This window comes from Lysobacter sp. Soil_C_15, assembly GCF_057657315.1.
Genome location: NZ_JBDGIR010000002.1, coordinates 741246 through 762459, shown reverse-complemented (window position 1 = coordinate 762459; position 21214 = coordinate 741246). Strand labels below are relative to the sequence as shown.

The 21214-nt window shown below is 69.3% G+C and carries 14 protein-coding genes; 9 read left to right on the top strand and 5 right to left on the bottom strand.

Going from position 1 to position 21214, the window contains the following annotated elements; all coding sequences use genetic code 11:
- Nucleotides 1-168 precede the first annotated feature (168 nt).
- The 4 genes from proS to AC3A57_RS07400 all read left to right on the top strand — a co-directional run bounded on the left by proS (nt 169) and on the right by AC3A57_RS07400 (nt 5353).
- Nucleotides 169-1500: a proline--tRNA ligase gene (gene proS, locus AC3A57_RS07415; protein WP_487578304.1), complete on the top strand. Its 1332-nt coding sequence runs from the start codon at nt 169-171 to the stop codon at nt 1498-1500.
- Nucleotides 1501-1590: 90 nt separating this feature from the next.
- Complete coding sequence (gene argH / locus AC3A57_RS07410; protein WP_487578303.1) at nt 1591-2880, top strand: argininosuccinate lyase; 1290 nt, start codon at nt 1591-1593, stop codon at nt 2878-2880.
- The gene (gene proB, locus AC3A57_RS07405; protein ID WP_487578302.1) at nt 2877-4088 is read left to right on the top strand and encodes a glutamate 5-kinase; all 1212 of its coding nucleotides are present in this window, start codon (nt 2877-2879) and stop codon (nt 4086-4088) included. The genes argH and proB overlap by 4 nt, the downstream gene beginning before the upstream one ends.
- Nucleotides 4085-5353 carry a glutamate-5-semialdehyde dehydrogenase gene (locus tag AC3A57_RS07400; protein ID WP_487578301.1) on the top strand — a complete coding sequence of 423 codons (1269 nt, stop codon included), beginning with the start codon at nt 4085-4087 and terminating at the stop codon, nt 5351-5353. The genes proB and AC3A57_RS07400 overlap by 4 nt, the downstream gene beginning before the upstream one ends.
- A 432-nt stretch (nt 5354-5785) precedes the next feature.
- Here AC3A57_RS07400 and AC3A57_RS07395 read toward each other — a convergent pair whose 3' ends face one another.
- On the bottom strand, nt 5786-6616 hold the full coding sequence (locus AC3A57_RS07395; RefSeq protein ID WP_487578300.1) for a S1 family peptidase: 831 nt from the start codon (nt 6614-6616) through the stop codon (nt 5786-5788).
- Between the two features lie 226 nt (nt 6617-6842).
- Between AC3A57_RS07395 and AC3A57_RS07390 the strand changes: the two genes are divergently transcribed.
- Entirely contained in the window at nt 6843-9125 is a 2283-nt protein-coding gene (locus AC3A57_RS07390; RefSeq protein ID WP_487578299.1) for a CocE/NonD family hydrolase, read from the top strand.
- Between the two features lie 59 nt (nt 9126-9184).
- Here AC3A57_RS07390 and AC3A57_RS07385 read toward each other — a convergent pair whose 3' ends face one another.
- A complete protein-coding gene (locus AC3A57_RS07385; protein ID WP_487578298.1) occupies nt 9185-9343 on the bottom strand; it encodes a hypothetical protein in 159 nt (52 codons plus the stop codon).
- Between AC3A57_RS07385 and AC3A57_RS07380 the strand changes: the two genes are divergently transcribed.
- From AC3A57_RS07380 to AC3A57_RS07370, 3 genes are all read left to right on the top strand, one after another.
- Nucleotides 9342-10247 carry an alpha/beta fold hydrolase gene (locus AC3A57_RS07380; RefSeq protein ID WP_487578297.1) on the top strand — a complete coding sequence of 302 codons (906 nt, stop codon included), beginning with the start codon at nt 9342-9344 and terminating at the stop codon, nt 10245-10247. The two genes, AC3A57_RS07385 and AC3A57_RS07380, sit on opposite strands and share 2 nt — an antisense overlap.
- 439 nt (nt 10248-10686) lie before the next feature.
- On the top strand, nt 10687-14520 hold the full coding sequence (locus AC3A57_RS07375) for an amino acid adenylation domain-containing protein (protein ID WP_487578296.1): 3834 nt from the start codon (nt 10687-10689) through the stop codon (nt 14518-14520).
- A gap of 97 nt (nt 14521-14617) precedes the next feature.
- Nucleotides 14618-15694 (top strand): flavin-containing monooxygenase, encoded by a 1077-nt coding sequence (locus tag AC3A57_RS07370; RefSeq protein ID WP_487578295.1) that lies wholly within the window; start codon nt 14618-14620, stop codon nt 15692-15694.
- A gap of 8 nt (nt 15695-15702) precedes the next feature.
- Here the strand turns inward: AC3A57_RS07370 and AC3A57_RS07365 are convergent, their stop codons facing one another.
- The 3 genes from AC3A57_RS07365 to AC3A57_RS07355 form a co-directional block, all read right to left on the bottom strand.
- The gene (locus AC3A57_RS07365; protein WP_487578294.1) at nt 15703-16953 is read right to left on the bottom strand and encodes an acyl-CoA dehydrogenase family protein; all 1251 of its coding nucleotides are present in this window, start codon (nt 16951-16953) and stop codon (nt 15703-15705) included.
- Nucleotides 16950-18656: a fatty acyl-AMP ligase gene (locus AC3A57_RS07360; protein ID WP_487578293.1), complete on the bottom strand. Its 1707-nt coding sequence runs from the start codon at nt 18654-18656 to the stop codon at nt 16950-16952. Before AC3A57_RS07360 ends, AC3A57_RS07365 begins: the two co-directional genes overlap by 4 nt.
- A gap of 72 nt (nt 18657-18728) precedes the next feature.
- On the bottom strand, nt 18729-19025 hold the full coding sequence (locus AC3A57_RS07355; protein ID WP_487578292.1) for an acyl carrier protein: 297 nt from the start codon (nt 19023-19025) through the stop codon (nt 18729-18731).
- A 713-nt stretch (nt 19026-19738) separates the two neighbouring features.
- Here AC3A57_RS07355 and AC3A57_RS07350 point away from each other — a divergent pair.
- Nucleotides 19739-21208 carry a hypothetical protein gene (locus AC3A57_RS07350; RefSeq protein WP_487578291.1) on the top strand — a complete coding sequence of 490 codons (1470 nt, stop codon included), beginning with the start codon at nt 19739-19741 and terminating at the stop codon, nt 21206-21208.
- The last annotated feature ends 6 nt before the right edge of the window (nt 21209-21214 follow it).

The window sequence follows — 21214 nt, the reverse complement described above, 5'->3', positions numbered from 1 at the left end:
GAAAAGGGGGCAGGGGGGGATTTGCTGTTGCTGTTGCTTCTGGATCGAAGCGAAGGACAAAAGCAACGGCCGAAGCAAATCCCCCCTGGCCCCCCTTTTCCAAAGGGGGGAATCCGATAGGAGGGATTCGTTGGTTGGATTGGTTGCCGCGTTCGGAGTGAAGCCGCCATGCGTCTGTCGCGTTATTTCTTGCCCGCGTTGAAGGAAAACCCCGCCGAGGCGCAGATCGCCTCGCACCGGCTGATGCTGCGCGCCGGGCTGATCCGGCAGGAAGCGGCCGGCATCTACACCTGGCTGCCGGCGGGCCTGCGCGTGCTGCGCAAGATCGAGGCCGTCGTCCGCGACGAACTCGATCGCGCCGGCGCGCTGGAGCTGCTGATGCCGACCCTGCAGCTGGCCGACCTGTGGCGCGAGAGCGGGCGCTACGAGGCCTACGGCCCGGAGATGCTGCGCATCCGCGACCGCCACGAGCGCGAGCTGCTGTACGGGCCGACCAACGAGGACATGGTCACCGCGATCTTCCGCGCCCATGTGAAGTCCTACCGCGCGCTGCCGATGAACCTGTACCAGGTGCAGTGGAAGTTCCGCGACGAGCAAAGGCCGCGCTTCGGCGTGCTGCGCGGGCGCGAGTTCCTGATGAAGGACGCGTACTCCTTCGACCTCGACGAGGCCGGGGCGCGGCGCAGCTACCGGCGCATGTTCGTCGCCTACCTGCGCATCTTCGCCAGGCTCGGCATCCGCGCGATCCCGATGCGCGCCGAGACCGGGCCGATCGGCGGCGACCTGTCGCACGAGTTCCTGGTCCTGGCGCCGTCGGGCGAGTCGGCGGTGTATTGCGACCGCGGCATGCTCGAATTGCCGATCCCGGGCGACGACATCGATTACGACGGCGACCTGGAGCCGATCGTGCGCCAGTGGAGCTCGCTCTACGCCGCGACCGAAGACGTGCACGACATCGAGCGCTTCGAGCGCGAAGTGCCGGCGGAGCGGAGGGTACACGCGCGCGGGATCGAAGTCGGCCAGGTGTTCTACTTCGGCACCAAGTACTCGCAACCGATGAAGGCCGCGGTGACCGGCACCGACGGCGCCGAGCGCGCCATCCACGGCGGCTCCTACGGCATCGGCGTATCGCGCCTGGTCGGCGCGATCGTCGAGGCCGGCCATGACGAAGCCGGCATCGTCTGGCCCGAGCCGGTGGCGCCGTTCCGGGTCGGCCTGATCGATCTCGACCCGGCCGATGCGGCGGTGTCGGCGACCTGCGACGACCTGTACGCGCAACTGCAGGCGCGCGGCCTGGACGTGCTGCACGACGACACGCCAGAACGCGCCGGCGTGAAGTTCGCACACATGGACCTGCTCGGCCTGCCCTGGCAGATTGTGGTCGGCCGGCGCGGACTGGAGCGCGGCATCGTCGAACTCAAACGCCGCGCGACCGGCGAGCGGATCGAACTGGCGCCGGCCGATGCGGTGGCGCGCTTGTCCGAGCGAAGCAACGAGTGAAGAGGAAACAGGAACGAGTCGTGCGTCGCTTCTGCTCGTTCCTCGTCACCGGTTCCTCCCGAATTTCCAGATTTCAGCGAGCCCCTCCCCATGTCCGATCTGCTTTGGCAAAAACCCGGCGTCAAGGTCGACGCGCGGATCCAGAACTTTCTCGCCGGCGAAGACGTGATCCTCGACCGCGAATTCTTCCTGTTCGACATCCAGGCCAGCCGCGCGCACGCGCAGGGCCTGCAGCAGATCGGCATCCTCAGCGCCGAGGAACTCGACGGCCTGTCGCGCGAGCTGGAGGCGCTGGCCGAGGACTTCCGCGCCGGCCGCTTCGTCCTCGACCAGCGCTACGAAGACGGCCACTCGGCGATCGAAGGCCGGCTGATCGAGCGCCTCGGCGACGCCGGCCGCAAGATCCACACCGGCCGCAGCCGCAACGACCAGATCCTGGTCGCGACCCGGCTGTGGCTGAAGGACCGGCTGAGCCGCGTCTACGCGCTGTGCCGCGAAACCGCCGAAGTCGCCCTGGCGCGCGCCGGAGCCGAAGCCGGCTTGCCGCTGCCGGGTTACACCCACCTGCAGCGGGCGATGGTGTCCAGCGCCGGCATGTGGTGGGGCGCCTGGGCCGAAGGCTTCATCGACAACGCCGTGCGCGCGCGCCAGACCCTGGACTGGGTCGACGCCAATCCGCTCGGCAGCGCCGCCGGCTACGGCATCAACCTGCCGCTGGCGCGCGAACACACCACCCAGGCGCTGGGTTTCGGCCGCCTGCAGCTGATCGCCACCTACGCCCAGCTCTCGCGCGGCAAGTTCGAACTCGGCGCGATCGACGCGCTGTCGACCGCGCTGCTCGACCTGCGCCGCCTGGCCTGGGACCTGAGCCTGTTCACCAGCGCCGAGTTCGGCTTCGTCGCCCTGCCGGCCGAGTACACCACCGGCAGTTCGATCATGCCGAACAAGCGCAACCCCGACGTGATCGAGCTGATGCGCGCCAGCTATTCCGCGGCCGCCGCCGCGCGCGCCGAGATCGAGCATCTGCTGTCGCTGCCTTCGGGCTACCACCGCGACCTGCAATTCTCCAAGGGCGCGATCTTCCACGCCTTCGGCCGTGGCCTGGGCGCGCTGGAACTGCTGCCCGACCTGCTGCGCAACCTGGAATGGAAGCCCGAGCGCCTGCGCGCGGCGCTGGAGCCGTCGATGTACGCCACCGACCTCGCGGTCGACCTGGCCCGCCAGGGCCTGCCGTTCCGCGACGCCTACAAGCAGGCCGCCGACCCGGCGCGCTGGGCCGAAGGCGACCCGGAGGCCAGCCTGGCCGCGCGGGTCTCGCCGGGCGCGGCGGGCGACCTGCGCCTGGACGCCTTGCGCGCGCGCCTGAAGGTACTGGCATGAGCGCCGCGGCAAAGGATTTCGCTGCGCAGCCTTTGCCGCCCTGGCGCCGCGCCGTGCTCAAGGTCGGCAGCAGCCTGCTCGCCGGCTTCGAGGGCGGCGGGCTCGACCCGCGCTACGCCGCCGGCCTGGCGCGCTTTATCGAAAGCGCGCGCGAGCAGCAGCGCGAAGTGGTGCTGGTGTCGTCCGGCGCGGTCGCGGCCGGGCGCAGCCGGATCCACACCGGCGGCGACGGACTGGTGCTGCGCCAGGCGCTGGCCTCGTTGGGCCAGGCCTCGCTGATCGCGTTCTGGCAGCAGCTGTCGAGCGTGCCGGTGGCGCAGGTGCTGCTGACCCACGACGACCTGCGCAACCGGCGCCGCTATCTCAACGCGCGCGCTTCTCTGCGCGAGCTGCTGCGCTTGGGCGCGTTGCCGGTGATCAACGAGAACGACACGGTCGCGGTCGACGAGCTCAAGCTCGGCGACAACGACAACCTGGCCGCGGCGGTGGCCTCGCTGGTCGACGCCGACCTGCTGCTGATCGCCACCGACATCGGCGGCCTGTACAGCGGCCACCCGCAGCGCGATCCGAGCGCGCGGCCGATCGGCCACGTGGCGGCGGTAACCCCGGAACTGCTGGTCGCCGCCAGCGGCGGCGCCGGCGCGCTCGGCACCGGCGGCATGCGCACCAAGCTCGAAGCCGCGGCCAAGGCCGCCACCGCCGGCATCGCCACCGCGCTGTTCTGCGGCCGCGACGCCGAGGTGGTGCAGGCGCTGGCCCAGGACCGCCTGCACGGCACCCTGGTCGCCGCGCACAGCGACCGCCTGCGCGCGCGCAAGCAATGGCTGCGCCACGCCCCGGCCAGCGGCCGCCTGCACATCGACGCCGGCGCGGCGAATGCCTTGCGCGTGCGCGGCGCCTCGCTGCTGCCGGGCGGGGTGGTCGCGGTCGAAGGCGAGTTCCGCCGCGGCGACGTGGTCGAGCTGCGCGTGGCCGCGGACGGCGAGGCGGTCGGGCGCGGGCTGGTGCAGTACAACTCGGTCGAGCTGGAGCGGATCAAGGGCCGCCACAGCCGCGACATCGAGGCGGTGCTCGGCTTCCGCTACGGCGAGTCGGTGGTGCACCGCGACGATCTGGTGATGCTGGGCGGACGCACGCCGGCGGAGGTCGCCGCGATCGCGGCCGACCCCAACGATGCGGCCGCCGCGAACGAGGGGAGCAAGGCATGAGCGGTTACGTACGCACCCTGGCCGAGCGCGCCCGCGCGGCCTCGCTGACCCTGGCCGCGCTCGACGGCGCCGAACGCGCGGCGCTGATCGCGGCGATGGCGGGGCGATTGGACACGCAGAGCGCCGCCATCCTGGCCGCCAACGCCGAGGACGTCGGCCGCGGCGAAGCCGCGGGCCTCAGCGCGGCGATGCTCGACCGCCTGCGCCTGGACCCGCAGCGCCTGGGCGCCATCGCCGACGCGCTGCGCGAAGTGGCCGCGCAAGCCGATCCGCTCGACGGCGTCACCCGCAGCGAAACCCGTCCGAACGGGCTGGTGATCGAGCGCAAGCGCGTGCCGCTGGGCCTGATCGCGATGATCTACGAATCCCGACCCAACGTAACCGCCGACGCCGCGGCGCTGTGTCTGAAGGCCGGCAACGCGGTGCTGCTGCGCGGCGGCTCGGAAGCGCGCGCCAGCAACGCCGCCATAGCCGCCGCCTTGCACGCGGCGCTGCGCGAACGCGGCCTGCCCGAGGCGGCGGTGTCCTTGATCGAGGACACCGCGCGCGAGCATGTGCTGGAACTGCTGCAACTGTCCGACCTGGTCGACCTGGCGATCCCGCGCGGCGGCGAAAGCCTGATCCGTTTCGTCGCCGAACACGCGCGGGTGCCGGTGATCAAGCACTACAAGGGCGTCTGCCACCTCTATGTCGACCGCGCCGCCGATCCCGCACTGGCGCTGGACCTGCTGGTCGACGGCAAGGCCTCGCGCCCGGGCGTGTGCAACGCCCTGGAGACCTTGCTGGTGCACCGCGACATCGCCGACGCCTTCCTGCCGCCGGCGCTGGCCGCGCTGGCCGCGCGCGGCGTGCAGGTGCGCGGCTGCGAGCGCGTGCGCGCCTATGCGCCGGAGCTGGCCGCCGCGGACGAAGCCGATTACGCCGCCGAGTACCTGGACCTGATCATCGCCGCCCGCGTCGTCGACGACCTCGACCAGGCCCTGGCGCACATCGCCCGGTACGGTTCCGACCACACCGAGGTGATCGCCACCGCCGACCCTGCCGCCGCCGACGCCTTCGTCCGCCGCACCCGCAGCTCCGCGGTGATGGTCAACGCCTCCTCGCGCTTCAACGACGGCGGCCAACTCGGCCTCGGCGCCGAGATCGGCATCTCGACCACCCGCCTGCACGCCTACGGCCCGATGGGCGTCGAATCGCTGACCATCGAACGCTTCGTCGTGCGCGGGGCAGGGCAGGTCCGCCACCCCGAGTCGCAGACCCGTTGACCGGGGCTCCTGTAGGAGCGGCGTCCCACGGGGATTTCCTTCGGTCACAAGCCGCGACCGCGGGGTACCCAGCTTGCGCCGTACGCCAGGTTTCGCGGTCGCGGCTCACGCCGCTCCTACACGCAGCGATCCATAACGCGCGACTACCTGGCCCCCCTGTAGGAGCGGCGTCCCACGGGGATTTCCTTCGGTCATAAGCCGCGACCGCGGGGTACCCAGCTTGCGTCGCACGCCAGATTTCGCGGTCGCGGCTCGCGCCGCTCCTACAGGCAGCGGTGCAAAAACGCGCAGCCACCTGGCCCCCCCTGTAGGAGCGGCGTAAGCCGCGACCGCGGGGCATCCAGCTTGCGTCGCACGCCAGATTTCGCAGTCGCGGCTCGCGCCGCTCCTACCACGGAGCGATCGGCCTGAACTCCAGTTCGTGCGGCCGCTTCAACGCCCAGCGGTTTTCCCGGAATCCCCGCCAGCGGCCATGGTCTCTTCGATCCAACCTGCGTAGTTCCCCAGCCGCACGCCGTAACAGGTCTCGCCGTACCGGCCCGGGCGCAGTTCGGTGCCCTCGACCTGGCCGCGCTTCCACGCCGTCAGGCCGGCGACCCGCCACTGTTTGCCGACGGCGACCAGGATCGGTCCGCCGCTGTCCCCGCTACCGATCGACGCCTCCAGCGGCAGCGCCTTCGGCGGAGCGTCGAAGCGATAGCCGATCCAGCGGGCGTCCTCGCTGTCGATCCGGTTGTGGCCCTGGCGCAGCTCGGTCCGGTTCGGCCCACGCAGGGAATGCCCCTTCGTGCCCGTCCCTGTGGCGCCGCGTCCGATGATCCGGACTAGCTTGCCCAAGGCAGGGCCGGCGTAGATGCGCGCCGGCGCGACATCGGCGACCGGCTCGGCCAGTTCGATCAAGGCGATATCGTCGGACGCGGCGGCGAAGGCGAAGAAGGCCTCCCAATCGCCCGATTTCAGCGCCGCGTCGATCATCGCCTGCGGCGGTTGCTTGTAGCCCGGATGAACCACGATGCGGCGCACCGCACGGGGCGTGCCGCCGACGACCACCGAATCCACGGCGTGCTGCCAACCCACGGCATGGGCGGCGGTGACTACCCAGCGCGGCGCGATCAGCACCCCATGGCCCTCGCCCGGCATGTCCGCCAGCGCCGGGAACTCGGCGGCCGCCAGCCGATAGCGCGAATCGGGAACGTCGTCGCGAATGACGATGGCATCGACACCGAACGAGGCCAGCAGGAGCAGTAGGGCGGCAGCACGCATGCGCAGCATCCGTTGTCGGAAACCGCCATTGTCGGTCGTCGGGCGCGGCATTGGCCATATTCCCGCCGCGCGACCTCCGGCCGCAGTCCGCCGCCCTTGTAGGAGCGCCGTTCCCACGGGAGGCCACGACCGGTAGTAAGCGTCCACCGCCGCGCCGGTCATTTATGCGACCATCCCTGCGCTGTCCGCATCCAGCCAGGAACACCACGCACGCCTTGGAGGGCGAATGTTGCGACCGATTCTGATGTCGGCCCTGATCGCCGTCGGCCTGTGCGGCGCCCGCGCGGCCGCATCCGTTCCGTCCTATGCCATGCCCGCTGCCGTCGCCGACGACGCGCAGCGCCTGGACGCCGCCATGCCGGCCCTGGCCCGGCGGCTGCTCGCCCATTACCGCGACCCGGACCGCAGTCGCGACCTCAACCAGCGCTTCCGCCTGCAACTGGTAGCCGGCGACTACGCCGCCGCCGAGCGCAGCCTGGACGCGCTCGCCGCCACCGCCAGCCAGGGCCCGGTGCCGGTGCGGCCCAACTTCGCCCAGTACCGGCTGTACGCCCGCGCCAAGGCGCTGCAGGCGGGGCAGGGGCTGCGCTTCGACCAGGCCCTGCGGCGCGCGTTCGCCGAAACCGTCGCGAACATGGACGACCGCAGCGCCGCTTTGGCCATGCGCGTGCTCAACTTCGAGGGCACCGAGCTGCCGCGGCAGCGGCGTGCGCTGGCCGAGGCGCTGGCGCCGCTGCGCAAGCGGCCCCGGCTGGACCGCAACGCCGCGCTGGCGCTGGTCCGCAGCTACCAGATCGAACGCAGCTACGCCGCCCTGGCGCCGCGCCTGCCCGAGCTGATCGCGAAGGACGACGCGCGCCGTTACGCGATCCAACGCGACGTCGCGGTGGCCACGCCCGACGGCGCCACCGTCTGCGCGCTGATCCTGCGCCAGCGCAACGCGCCCGCGCGCCAGCCGACCCTGCTCAACTTCACCATCTACGCCGACCCGGTCGCCACCTTCAGCGAAGCGCGGCGCACCGCCTCGCACGGCTACGCCGGCGTGGTCGGCACCAGCCGCGGCAAAGGCTGCAGCCGCGACCGCCCGGTGCCCTACGAACACGACGGCGACGACGCCGCGGCGCTGATCGACTGGATCGCCGCGCAGCCCTGGAGCGACGGCCGGGTCGGCATGTACGGCGGCAGCTACGAGGGCTTCACCCAATGGGCCGCGGCCAAGCGCCGGCCCAAGGCGCTGAAGGCGCTGATGCCTTCGGTGACCGGCGCGCCCGGCATCGACGTGCCGATGGAAGGCGGCATCTTCTACGGCTTCCAGTACTACTGGCCGTTCTACGTCACCAACAACCGCCAGGTGGACAACGCCCCGCTGCAGGACTATCCGCGCTGGAACCGCATGCACCGCCAGTGGTACCTCAGCGGCCGCCCCTACCGCGAACTGCCGCAGATCGACCGTACTCCCAATCCGATCTACCTGCGCTGGCTGTCGCACCCGGACTACGACGCCTACTGGCAATCGATGATCCCGTATCGCGACGAATTCGCCGCGCTGGACCTGAAGGTGCTGACCACCACCGGCTACTACGACGGCGCCCAGATCGGCGCCCTGTACTACCTGCGCCAGCACTACCGCTACCGCCCGCAGGCCGAGCACTACCTGGTGATCGGCCCCTACAACCACGTCAGCGGCCAGCGCGGCACCGTCGCCACCGGCGCCGAACTGCGCGGCTACACCCTGGATGCGCAAGCGCAGATCGACCTGGGCGAACTGCGCTACCAATGGTTCGACTACGTGTTCAAGGACGCGCCCAAACCGGCCTTGCTGGCCGACCGCATCAACTACCAGGTGATGGGCGCCGACCGGTGGAAGCACGCTCCTTCGCTGGCGGCGATGGCGCAACGGCGCCAGCGTTTCTATTTCGGCGCCGCCGCCGGCGACGGCCGCCACGCCTTCGCCGCCGAGCCGGCCGCGGCCGAGAGCTTCGCCGAACAGACCATCGACCTGCGCGATCGCAGCGACGTCGACCGCATCGTTCCCGGCGGTGCGATCCTCGACCGCGAACTCGACACCGCCGACAGCCTGGTCTTCGTCAGCGACCCCGTCAGCATCGCCGAATTCAGCGGCCTGTTCTCCGGCCGACTGGAAGTCGAAACCAACAAGCGCGACTTCGACTTCAACATCTCCCTCTACGAGCAACTGCCCGATCAGCGCTATTTCGAACTCTCGCACTATCAGTCCCGCGCCAGCTACGTCGGCGACCTCAGCCGCCGGCGACTGCTGCAACCCGGCCAGCGCACCGTGCTGGAATTCGAAGCCGGCCGCGCGATCAGCAAGCGCCTGCAACCCGGCAGCCGGCTGGTGGCGGTGGTGAGCCTGCTGCGCAATCCGCAGCAGCAGATCAACTATGGCAGCGGCAAGGCGGTGGCGGGGGAGAGCATGGCCGATGCCGGCGAGCCGATGCGGGTGCGCTGGTACGGGGAAAGCTATCTGGAGATTCCGTTGAGCCTTTGAACCCTTGCGCCGGCGAGCGCGGCGCAAGATCGCGTCATCACAAGGAATCGGGGCATCGGCTATGCGAACAGCTTCGGCATCGGCTTGGTTTCGAAGCGGACGGCCTGCAGAGCGAAGAGTAGGGCGGAGCGATCCGATGCGCCGCGGTCGGCCGCACGGCGGCCCGGGCCGGAAAACGGCATCGGCGGAATGTCGCTTTTCCACTGGCCGCCAGCCATGAGCGCGATCGATCGTTTTGCCGCGTTGCGGGCCTGGCGGGAGGCCGGCGAGTTCATCGCCGTCGGCGGCCGGCGCATCTACTGCCGTCGCGGCGGCGCGGGGCCGCGGCTGCTGCTGATCCACGGTTTCCCGACCAGCAGCCTGGATTGGGCGCCGATCTGGCCGATGCTGACCGCGCGTTTCGAGGTGCTGGCCTTCGATCTGCTGGGCCTGGGCTTGTCCGACAAACCCCGCGGCCACCGCTACCGCGTGCATGAGCAGGCGGATCTGGCCGAAGCGGTCGCGCGGCATTACGGCTGGAATGCCGCTTGCGTACTCGCCCACGATTATGGCGATACCGTCGCGCAGGAACTGCTCGCGCGAAACAACCCGCATCCCGAGCGCGCCGCGCTGCGCTTGCTTCGCCTGTGCCTGCTCAACGGCGGCTTGTTCCCGGAAACCCATCGCGCACGGCTCATCCAGCGCCTGCTCGCTTCGCCGCTCGGCCCTGGCTTGGTCGGGCTGATGAGCCGGCGCGGCTTCGGGCGCAGTCTCAATGCCTTGTTTTCGCCGGCGCGGCCGCTGGGCGAGGCGCAGATCGACGAGTACTGGGCCTTGCTGCAGCACGAACGAGGCCTGCGGGCGGTGCCTTCGCTGCTCGGCTACATGGCCGAGCGCCGGCGCGAACGCGCGCGCTGGGTCGGTGCGCTGCAAACGGCCGAGGTGCCTGTGCGCTTGATCTGCGGCGCGCTGGATCCGGTCAGCGGACTGCATATGGCCGAACGCTATCGGCAACTCGTTCCGCGCGCGGATATCGTCGTGCTGGACGATGTCGGCCATTTTCCGCAGTTGGAAGATCCGCAGCGCGTGTTCGCCGCCGCCGCCGAATTTTTCCTCGGCGACGACGCGCAGTCGAGCGGGTGAAACGGTTTGGAATTGTGCGGCAAGGCGACGCCGACCCGCCAGTTCGATCGATCCGAACCGATCGAAAGCGCGACAGGCTAAAGCCGGCGATCGCGCGCGCCGGATCGCGCCGTTCGGACGACATACGCCCCTGCTTTTTTCGGTATGCAGGCTGCCGGATCGACGCCGCATCGAGCGCCATAGATGAACGCGGATCGTCGTCGCCGGCCTGCCGCATTCGATGCATCGCTGGCCGGTCGCGGACGGTTTGCCCGTCTGCTCCAGGGCGGTCGGTGCGCATCGCCGAACGCGCAAGGCGAGACAACACGACTAACCCATATTTTTGTCGGGAACAGTGAAAGGGTTTCCGAAATCCGCAGACGGCCGTTGACGCTCTTCAGGGGTGGGATGTAGTGTCCGGCCGCAGGACGAACCGGTGTAGAGCAAAGGAGAAATGCTCGTGAGCGCGCCCTCGAACGACGGGACCATGGCCGTACCGGACGCCAGTCCCGGCCGCGCCGACTTCCCGCTGACCGACATGCAACGCCTGCTGGTCGTCAGCGCCGCCGACGGCATGGAATATGCGCTGCATCCGCACCTCTATTTCGAGGTGGAGCGTCCCGGCCTGGACATCGACCGCTTCGTTGCCGCGATCGGCCGCGTGATCGAACGCCACCGGCGCAACATCGTCGCCGTGACCGCGGATCTGCGGCTGCGCCAGGTCGACGAGGTGGCGCCGCCTCGCGTATCCGTCTGGGACCTGCGCGGATCGTCCGAACTGGCGACGACGCTGGGACTGGCCCAGATCCGACACCGGATGGCGAATCAGCCATTGCCGATGGACCGTTGGCCCTGGCTCGATTTCCAGCTGACCCGCTACGGCGACGGCGACGTGCGGCTGCACGTCAACTTCAGCAACCTGTTTCTCGATCAGTCCTCGGGCTTGCGCCTGCTGTCCGAGATCGAGCGGTACTACGCGAATCCGGATACCGAATTGCCCGCCGACCCGGTCGGCATCGCGGAGGTTTCGCTGGCGTTGGCGCAGCGCCACGACGCCGCCGACCGGGCGCGCGCCTACTGGGACGAGCGCATCGCCGCGCTGCCCGCTCCGCCCGACCTGCCGCTGCTGCGCCTGCACGGAAACCCCGGCTTGAACCGGCGCCGCCTGGTGGTCGACGCGGCGACGTGGAGCGCCTTCACCGCCGGCGTCGCCGCGCACGGCATGAGCCCGGTGACGGCCTTGCTGGCGGTGTACGGCGAAGTCGTCGCCCGTTTCAGCGGCTCGCGCCATTTCATTCTCAACCAGATGATCACGCGCCGCCTGCTCAGGCGGATTCCGGGCGCCGAGTCGGTGCTGGGCAATCTCGGCGCGATCTATCCGCTCGAATTCGATTGGCGCGGCACCGCCTCCCTGCAGGAACGGGCCGGCCGTCTGCAGGCGACGATCATCGGCGATCTCGGGCGCACCGATTGGTCGGGCGTCGATGTGCTCGGCGCCTTGAATTCCCGCCACCATTCACAAGGCCGGGCCGCGTGTCCGTTCGTGGTGTCGTCCGGCTTGGCCGGCGGCGAGCAGGAGGCGTTCGTCTACAGCAAGCTGGCCACGCCGCAGGTGTTGCTGGATCACCAGTTCTTCGCGCTGCGCGGCGGCCGCATCGAAATCGTCTGGGACGTCGTGGAAGCGGCGTTCCCCGCCGGGTTCATCGATGCGTTCTGCAGCGCGCACGAAGCGCTGATACGCCGCCTGGCCGACGACCCGCAGGCCTGGACCTCGACCACCAGCTTGGTGGCGGCCGACCGTCCGGCGCCGCCGGCGCAAGCCTGTCCCACCCGGCCGCAGCACGCGGGCCGCCTGTCGGACGGGCTGAAGGTAAGCGCCTGCCTGGCGCCCGAGCGTCCGGCGGTGGTCTGCGGCGACGACGCGCTGAGCTACGGCGAACTGGCCGCGGCCGCCGAATCCTTGGCGAAGGTTCTGTGCGCTCGGGGCGTTCGCCCCGGCGACCGCGTCGCCATCGTGCTGGCCAAGGGCGTCCCGCAGATGATCGCGGTGTATGCGGCGCTGCTCGCCGGCGCCGCGTACGTGCCGATCGATCCGGCCTGGCCGCAGAAGCGGATCGAGCAACTGGTGACCGACATCGGCGCGGCGGCGATCGTCTGCGTCGACGGCAGCGACGGCGGCGAGCGCGAGGGCGTGCCCGTCGTCGCGGTCCGCGGCGATGCGGCGGCCGGCGCCGCCTGCGCCGGCACGGTGCTGCCCACCGAGCTCGATCCGTCCGGCCTGGCCTACGTCATCTACACCTCGGGCTCGACCGGCCAGCCCAAGGGCGTCGCGCTCGACCATCGCGGGCCGATCAACACCATTCTCGACGTCAACGCCGAGTTCGGCATCGTCGCCGAGGACGTGCTGTTCGGAGTGTCGTCGCTGTCGTTCGACCTGTCGGTCTACGACATCTTCGGTGCGGCGATGGCCGGCGCGACGCTGGTGCTGCCCGATCCGGCCGACCACAGCCCGCACGCCTGGCTGGCGGCGATGCTCGAACGCGGGGTCACGGTGTGGAACTCGGCGCCGCCGTTGATGCAGTTGCTGGTCGACGTCGCCCGCGCCGAGGGCGTGCAACTGCCCGAGCTGCGCCTGGTGATGCTGTCCGGCGACTGGATCGCGCTGTCCCTGCCCGACGACATCAAGGCGATCGCGCCGAACGCGAAGGTGGTCAGCCTGGGCGGCGCGACCGAAGCGTCGATCTGGTCGATCTGGCACCCCATCGATGCGGTCGATCCGAAGTGGCGCAGCATTCCCTACGGGCGGCCGATGGCGAACCAGCCCTGGTACGTCCTCGACGAGCAGGGCAACGAGACGCCGACCTGGACGACGGGACAGCTGCACATCGGCGGCGTCGGCCTGGCCCAAGGCTATTGGGGCGACCCCGACAAGACCGCGAGGGCGTTCACGACGCACCCCGCCACCGGCGAGCGCATCTATCGCACCGGCGATCTCGGCCGCCTGCTGCCCGACGGCACTATCGAGCTGATCGGGCGCATCGACGCGCAATGCAAGATCCAGGGGCATCGGGTCGAGCCCGGCGAAGTCGAACACGTGCTGGCCGCCGATCCGCGGGTCAAGGACGCCGTCGTCCTGGTCGCCGGCGAGGCCAAGCAGAAGCAACTGCGCGCGTTCGTCGTGCTCCACGAGGGGGCGGGCCCCGGCGACGGCGAGTCGATCCGCGCCAGCCTGGTCGACCGGCTGCCGAGTTACCTGGTCCCGGCGCAGGTCACGGTGCTCGCGAGCCTGCCGGTCACCGCCAACGGCAAGCTCGACCGCGGCGCGCTGCTTGCGCTCGCCGAGCCGGTCGTCGTCGCCGGCGCCGCCTACGTCGCGCCGCGCACCGAGCTGGAGCAGACCATCGTCGCCGTGTGGAAGGACGTGCTGGGCGTCGAAACCATCGGCGTCGACGACGACTTCTTCAACCTCGGCGGGCAATCGTTCGCCGCGCTGCGCGCGGTCGCCGCGCTGCGTTCGCGGACCAAGCTCACGCTGTCCCTCGGCGGGCTGATCGAGTCGCGCACCGTCGCGCGCCTGGCCAGCCTGATGACCGGGCAGCGGCGTTCCAACGCCCTGGTGCCGCTGCACCCCGGCACCGGGCCGGCGATGTTCATGGTCCACCCGGCCGGCGGATCGGTCGCGGCCTATCGCGACCTGGCGCGCGACCTCGATCGCGCCAGTTTCGGGCTCGCGGCCAGCGAGCCGCTGCCCGGCACCGTGGAAGCGTTGGCGCAGGGCTATGTGGCCGCGGTGCGCGACGCAGCGCCCGGCCCGTACACGATCCTGGGCTGGTCGTCCGGCGCAGTGATCGCGCTGGAGATGACCGCGCAACTCGAAGCGGCCGGGGAAAAGGTCGCGCAGTTGATCGTGCTCGACGCTCCGGCGCCGACCGACCCGCCGCCCGGCCCGGTCGACGACGGCACCCTGCAGGACTGGTTCCGCGAGGACACCGCCGGCGCCGACCTGCTCGACACGGAACTGCATCATGTCTATCCGGTGTTCGCCCAGATCGTGAACGCCTGCCGCAGCTACCAGCCGCCGGTCGTGGCCGCGGACGTCGCCCTGATCCGGGCCCGCGACGGGCGGGTCAGCGAATACGCGGAACATCCGCACCAGGCCATGGGCGATTGGGGCTGGTCTCCGCGCACCCGCGGCACGGTGGCCACCCGCGTGGTCGCCGGCACGCACCACAGTCTGTTCAGTTCGCAGCACCTCGCCGACGTCGTGTCCGCAGTCCAGGAGCTCAGCCGATGACCCACGCACGCCCTTGCGGCTCGCCCCCGCGCCTTGGCGCATCCGCTTATGTACCGCTCGCGCCGGCGCCGGTCCGCGCCGGGGCGGTGGAGTGAGCATGTCCGGCACCGGCGCATCGGCCGGCAACGGCGGCCTGCCCAGCGACGTCGACGTCGTGGTGATCGGCGCGGGCCAGGCCGGCCTCGCCGTCGGCCAGACGCTGAAGCAAGCGGGCGTGAACTTCGTCATCCTCGACGCCGCGAACGAACTCGGCGTTTCCTGGACCCATCGCTGGGATTCGCTGCGGCTGTTCACCTCCGCGCGGTACTGCGGTCTGCCCGGCCTGCCGTTCCCCGGCGACCCGGACCGATACCCGGCCAAGGACGAAGTGCCGCATTACTTCCGCAGCTACGCGGCGAAGTTCGAGCTGCCGGTGCATCTGGGCCAGCGGGTGACTTCGGTCGGCCGGTCCGATGGCGGTTTCATGGTGACCACGCCGACCGCACGCATCGCCGCGCGCCAGGTCGTCGCCGCGGTCGGGGCATTCCAGACCCCGGTCGTTCCCGAGTTTTCCAAGCGGCTGGCGCCGTCGGTCGTCCAGCTGCATTCGCATGCTTACCGCAATCCCGAGCAGATCCCCGCCGGCAAGGTCGCGGTGGTCGGCTCGGCGAACTCGGGCCTGCAGATCGCGACCGAGCTGTCGCACAGCCGTGAGGTGGTGGTCTGCAAAGGCCGCAAGCAACCCCGGTTGCCGCAGCGGATATTGGGCCGCGATGCGTTCTGGTGGCTGTCCAAGTGCGGCATCCTGCGCCTGCCGACCAACACGCCGCTGGCGCGCCGACTGGCCATGCCCGATCCGGTGGTCGGCGCCAAGATCGGCGAACTGGCTCGCAGCATGAGCTTCGTCGAACGCGCGGTCGACGCCGACGGCGCGCAGCTGGTCACCGCCGACGGCAAGCGGATCGAAGCGTCGACCGTGCTGTGGGCGACCGGCTACCGCAACGACTGGTCCTGGCTGAGCCCGGAACTGCGCGGCACGGACGGGCAGCCCCAGCACGACGCCGGCATCGGCGCGTCCGGCCTGCACTTCGTCGGCCTGTACCGGATGCGCAACCGCGGTTCGGCGCTGCTCGGTTTCGTCGGCCGCGACGCGCAACGCGTCGGCGCGGCCGTCGCGCGCCGCGCCCGGCGCTGAGGCGCCGCTCAGCTAGCCTTTAGTTCAGCGGCCTGCGGTTCGGCCGCCTGCGCTTCGACGGTCTGCGGCTCGAAGGCCTGCTCCGGCTGCCACTCGTCGACCAGCCGGTCGTAGTTGGCGTAGTCCGGTTCCAGCCCGGCGGCGACGATCTCCCACAGCATCTCGTCGGTGCCGCCGCCGATGCGCGCCATCTTCACGTCGCGCCACCAGCGGCCCAGCGGCGACTCCGACTCCAGCACGCCGGCGCTGCCGAAGATGTGCATGCACTCGGACATCACCTCGCCGCCGAGGCGCACCACGCTGACCTTGGCCGCCGAAGCCGAGCGCACGTTGAACCCGGCGCCCTCCGCGATCAGCCCGTTCAAGGCCAGCCGCATCATGTCGACCCGCGCCTGCAGGTCGGCGACCCGCAGCCGCAGCGCCTGATGGTCGAACAGGGTGGCGCCGAAGGACTTGCGCCGCTTCATCCGCGCCACGGTGACGCCCAGCGCCAGCTGGCAGGCGCCGACGATCTGCGCCGCCATGGCGAAGCGTTCCTGGGCCAGGGCCATGCTGAGCACGGCCAGGCCGGTGCCGGGGCGGGCGATCATCATCTCCGCCGGCACCCAGGTGTCGAAAAACACCGGCGCGGTGCTGATGCTGCGCGCGCCGACCGTCTCGAACTGCTTGCCGACCCGCAACTGCGAGGTCGGCACCAGGAACAGCGCCAAGTCGTCGCGGCCGGCATGGCTTTCGTCGGTGCCGCGCAGCGCCAGCACGATGTAGTCGGCCACCGGCGAAGGCGAGGCCATCTTCTTGTGCCCGCGCAGGCGGTAGCCGCCGTTCTCGCGCACCGCGGTCGAGGCCAGCCCGAGCATGTCCGAGCCCGCGCCGGCTTCGGTCGCGGAAATGCACAGCACGGCCCGGCCGGCGATCGCCTGGTCGGCGACCTCGCGCAGGCGTTCGGAACGGCCGAAGCGGCGCAGCATCGCGATCGCCGAGTCGTGCAGGGTCACGCCGGAGGCGATGCCGCCGGCGCCGAGCCGGCCGAAGCGCTCGGACAGGGCCAGGGTGTGCTCCAGCGCCGGCACCGGGCGGTCCTGCCACTTGGCGGCGAAGATGCCTTCGCGGCCCAGCAATTCGACGATGCTGCGTGGGAACAACCCGGCGGCTTCGGCCTCGTCGACGATCCGGCGGGTCGACTCCAGCGCCAGGATCTGGTCCAGATGCTGCTTGAACGAGGCGGTATCGGACATCGCGGTTTCGATCTGCAGACTCATTGGCCGACCTGTTCCTGTTGTCGTTGACGGCTCATGCCATGCGACATGGCCAGCTCGGTCTCGACGATGCTGATGGTGGCGGAGCGCCGCGGCTTGCCCGACGGCGTCTTCGGCAGCGTGCGCGGCGGGACCACCGAGACCAGCCGCGGGCTGACCCCGAACGCCGCATAGACCGCGTCCGACACTTCGTTCTTGATCCGGGCGCTGGATTCCAGGTCGGCGCTGTCCGCCGCTTCGACCACCACCGCGAATTCCTCGCGTATGCCCGCCGCGGCCAGGGCCACGGCGATGGCGTTGCCCGGACGCACGCCGTCGACGCGGCAGGCCGCGCGCTCGATATCGGTGGGGAAGATGTTGCGCCCGGCGACGATGATCATGTCCTTCAGGCGGCCGCAGACGACCACCTCGCCGGTTTCGGTGACGTAACCCATGTCGCCGGTGCTGAACCAGCCGCCGTCGCCGAGCAGCGACTGCTTGCCGTTCTGGGTGAGGTAGTAGCGCGAGACGGCATCGCCGCGGATCTTGAGCTCGCCGACCACCCGCGCCTGAGTGCCGGCGTCCGCCCCGTCGCCGACCATGATCTCGCCGACCATGATCTCGATCCCGGGCAGGGGCTTGCCCAGCCGGGCCAGATGGCGCGCGCCGGCATCGCTGCGCGGCGCCGCATACGACTTGAGTTCGATCGCCGCCTGATCGACCGCATCGAACTGCATGCCGGCGCCGGTCTCGGAGAACGAGATCGCCAGGGTGGCCTCGGCCATCCCGTACGCGGCGACGAAGGCCTTGCCGTCCAGCCCGAAGCGGGCGCCGGCTTCGATCACCGCGGCGACGGTGGCGTGGTCGATGGGTTCGGCGCCGCTGAGCACGAAGCGCAGCGAAGACAGGTCGAACGCGCCGTCGGGCGCCGCGCGCAGGTAGCGGGCGAGCAGGGCATAGGCGAAGTTCGGCCCCGCGGTCATGGTGCCGCGGTACTTGGAGATCAGCGCCGGCCACAGCCGCGGCGAGCGCAGGAAATCCGCGGGCGCCGCGCAAACCGCTTCCGCGCCGACCTGCATCGGCAGCACCATGAAGCCGATCATGCCCATGTCGTGGTACAGCGGCAGCCAGCTCACCAGCACGTCGCTGCGCGGGTCGAGCCGCGACGCGCTCACCATCGCCGCCGCGTTCTCGTACAGGTTGCGGTGCGAGATCGCCACCGCCTTCGGCAGCCCGGTCGAGCCCGAGGTGAGCTGCAGGAAGGCGATATCGTCCTCGCCGCAATCGACCGGCGCCAGCGCCGCGCCTTCGGCCAGCGTCTCCGCGGCCAGCACCGTGGTGCCCTGCGCGCCGAACAGCGGCGTGGTGCGCGCGAACGCGTCGCCGACCACCACCACCCGGGCGCCGATCATTTCGAGCACCGCGAAGCTGTCTTCCGCCCAGGCCGCGAGGTCCGAGCGCGGGCCGGGCTGATGCAGCATCGTCACCGACGCGCCGCGCATCCAGATGGCCTGGATCACCGGGGCGATGCTGGCCGGCTCGCCGACCAGTACGCCGACCGTGTCGCCGGGCTTCACCCCGGCCGACGCCAGCGAGCCGGCCATTCGGCGGGCGATCTCATGAATCTGCTGCCAGCTGCGCCGCACCGGTTGCTGCGGTTCGCCCGTCACCAGGCCTTGGCCGGACGCGGGCGCAGAGACGAATACCTGCTGGGTAAACCTGCTCATGATGCGATCGATCCTTGATCTTCCGGTATCGCGCGCCGGCGACGGAGCGTACCGTCGCGGCGACCGGGGGCTTTAGGCGGGGATTGCGGATTCGTCGGGAATCCCGGCGTCGCAAGCGACAGTGCGATGGCGCGTCTGTTCGATCAGCCGGGTCACATCGCCGACGGTCTTGCAGCGGATCAGTTCCTCCTGCTGCAGCGTCACCCCCAACCGCTCCTCGATCGACACCAGTCCGATCGCGAACGCGATGGAGTCGAACCCCAACTCGCTGATCAACAAAGCGTTCGGGTGCACCCGCCCCGGCTCGATCGCCAACTCGTCCCGGAAAACTGCAACGAGCGTCTCATAGACATCCGGTTTTTCAGACATAAATCACTCCTTTGATTTCTGACGAACGTAGCACCGAGGCTATCGCGTCCTAGTCGCCCGCAGCGTGTGAACGGGGCGTTCTGCAGCAGGAATACGCGGTTTGGGGATGGGGTAGGACATGGGTGGTTGACGTGCGTTGGGGGTTATCTGTGATGAAGTTAGCGGAGCAAAGATGCAAGGTCGCTGGCGGTATCGGTTTTCGTGGAGGCGAGCTTTTTTGTGTTCGCCGTCAATGTGGGGAAGAAAGGACTTCGCAGCCATGCTTTGTTAGTCGGAAAGGTGGTCATGCGACATCCGACGGCGTGTGACTGCTTTCGGCCAATAGCGGATACGACCCGGCAGGGACGCAATGCCGAGCCCGGGGTTGCTGCAGCCAGACACGACCGAGCGATCGTGAGCCCCAAGTCCGGAATACGTCGACGAGTGGCTTGCCCCCGGAGCCGCCGACCTCGCGCTTCCATGCTATGTCCTGAGACCGCCCCCCCCCCCTCCTGTGAGCACCCTGAAGCCGCACAAACGCATAGGGGGCATCGCCATAACGCCCAACGAGATGTAATAAGATTCCGCTCGGCGCCAGTCGCATATGTTGAGCGCAGTGGCTTTAGGCTGCGTCGACCGAATGCCATGAGCCATCTCGGCTTGATGAAGACGTCGTTCGTCAACGTGTCGCGAGCAGTTTTATCATCACTCACGCCCGGTTTTGATGTCAGAAGATGACCGTTTCGCAGGATGCACAACGGCTGCTTGAACGCTTGACAGCGCCAATCGAGGTGGGCGTTGCGCTGCTTGAACTTTTCGAGTTTTGCGCGGAGCACCGCGAGGCTTGCTGGGGTTGGATCCCGTTGGGTGACGAACAAATCGAGGGCTACCCGCTCGACAAGGTCATAAGCCGCGCACGCCAAGCCCTCCGCGATGCGTTTCTAGAGGGGCGTACAGTTGAAGGGGTCGCCGCACTAGTAGGTGTCCAATCATCGCTGCGCGCGATCGGGGGTTCGGGCCAAATAACCGCAGAAAACTCCGCAGAAGTCGTGCGCGGGCTTCGTGCCATTGATGACGCACTCAGGGGCTTTCACTCGGCCCGGGTGGTGGGAGTCTCAGACTCAATGAAAGCTGCTCTTCTCCGGGGACAGCTCCGAACGGGAAAACCACTTGCAGTCATTGATCAATTCGCTCTATATCCCCGCCCGGCTCGCGCCAAAATTCCGGAGCGCGGCCAAGGTGACCCTGGGATGTTGTTGCAACATGTCGCGGTCATCCGGCGCGTCGCGGACTTCGACGTTCGCTTGGCCGTGCACCTGCAAGATGCACTCGCGGACCAGACACAGTTCAAACGTGTCGGAGTTGTACCGGTGGTTCATCACCACAGGGAACTCGCGTGGCAATCCATTGGCGCAAGCCGATACCGTGTTGACGAGGATCCTTCCACCTCGGATGCGATCAAGAACCGTGTTGACCGGGCGCTAGATGAGATCGCGTCGCAGGACGCGCAGGTGGTATTGATGCCCGAGCTCGTTTCCGGCCCAAGGCTTCGCTCTGCAGTCGCAGCGCGTCTAGGGGAACGATCCTCGCGCGGCGAGGCGACGCCCCTCATCACTCTTTGTGGAACGAGCCTCGAGGATGTTGGGGGTAAGACACGAAATCAGGCTGCGGTCCTCGATGGTGAGGGCGATGTCGTCTGGACACAGAACAAGCTTCACGCCTACCGATTTTCTGCTGAGGAGCAGCGCGCGGTTGGGTTTCCTCTCGGCCCTGCCACTGTCGACCGTCAGGAAGCGATCGATATCGCGCCAGGTGCGCTGGTCGTCGTGGACCTGAGCGCGAACCTGCGCGTGGTCGTGCTCATTTGTGAAGACCTGATCCAGGCGCAGCCCCACGCGGTCGCCATCCAGCAAATGGGCGTGACGACGGTTCTCGCTCCCATCATGGATAAGGCGCCGAACCTGCGTCCCAACACCGAGCTACCTGACCTGGGCTGGCTCGAGCACGGCGCGCTCGCCTATATCCGGCATCCGGGTGCTAGCACATTCATCGCGAACTCCGGGACTTTGGTTGTGCAAAACCACAACCACCACTGGTCTTACGCCCACGCATTCACAGTCCCCCGCAGCACGAGCGACTGGAGAGCCGTTCTCGCGGACGTGGCAACAGCTCCCCCAATCGGATGGATCCTCGACTTGAGTTGACTCGAG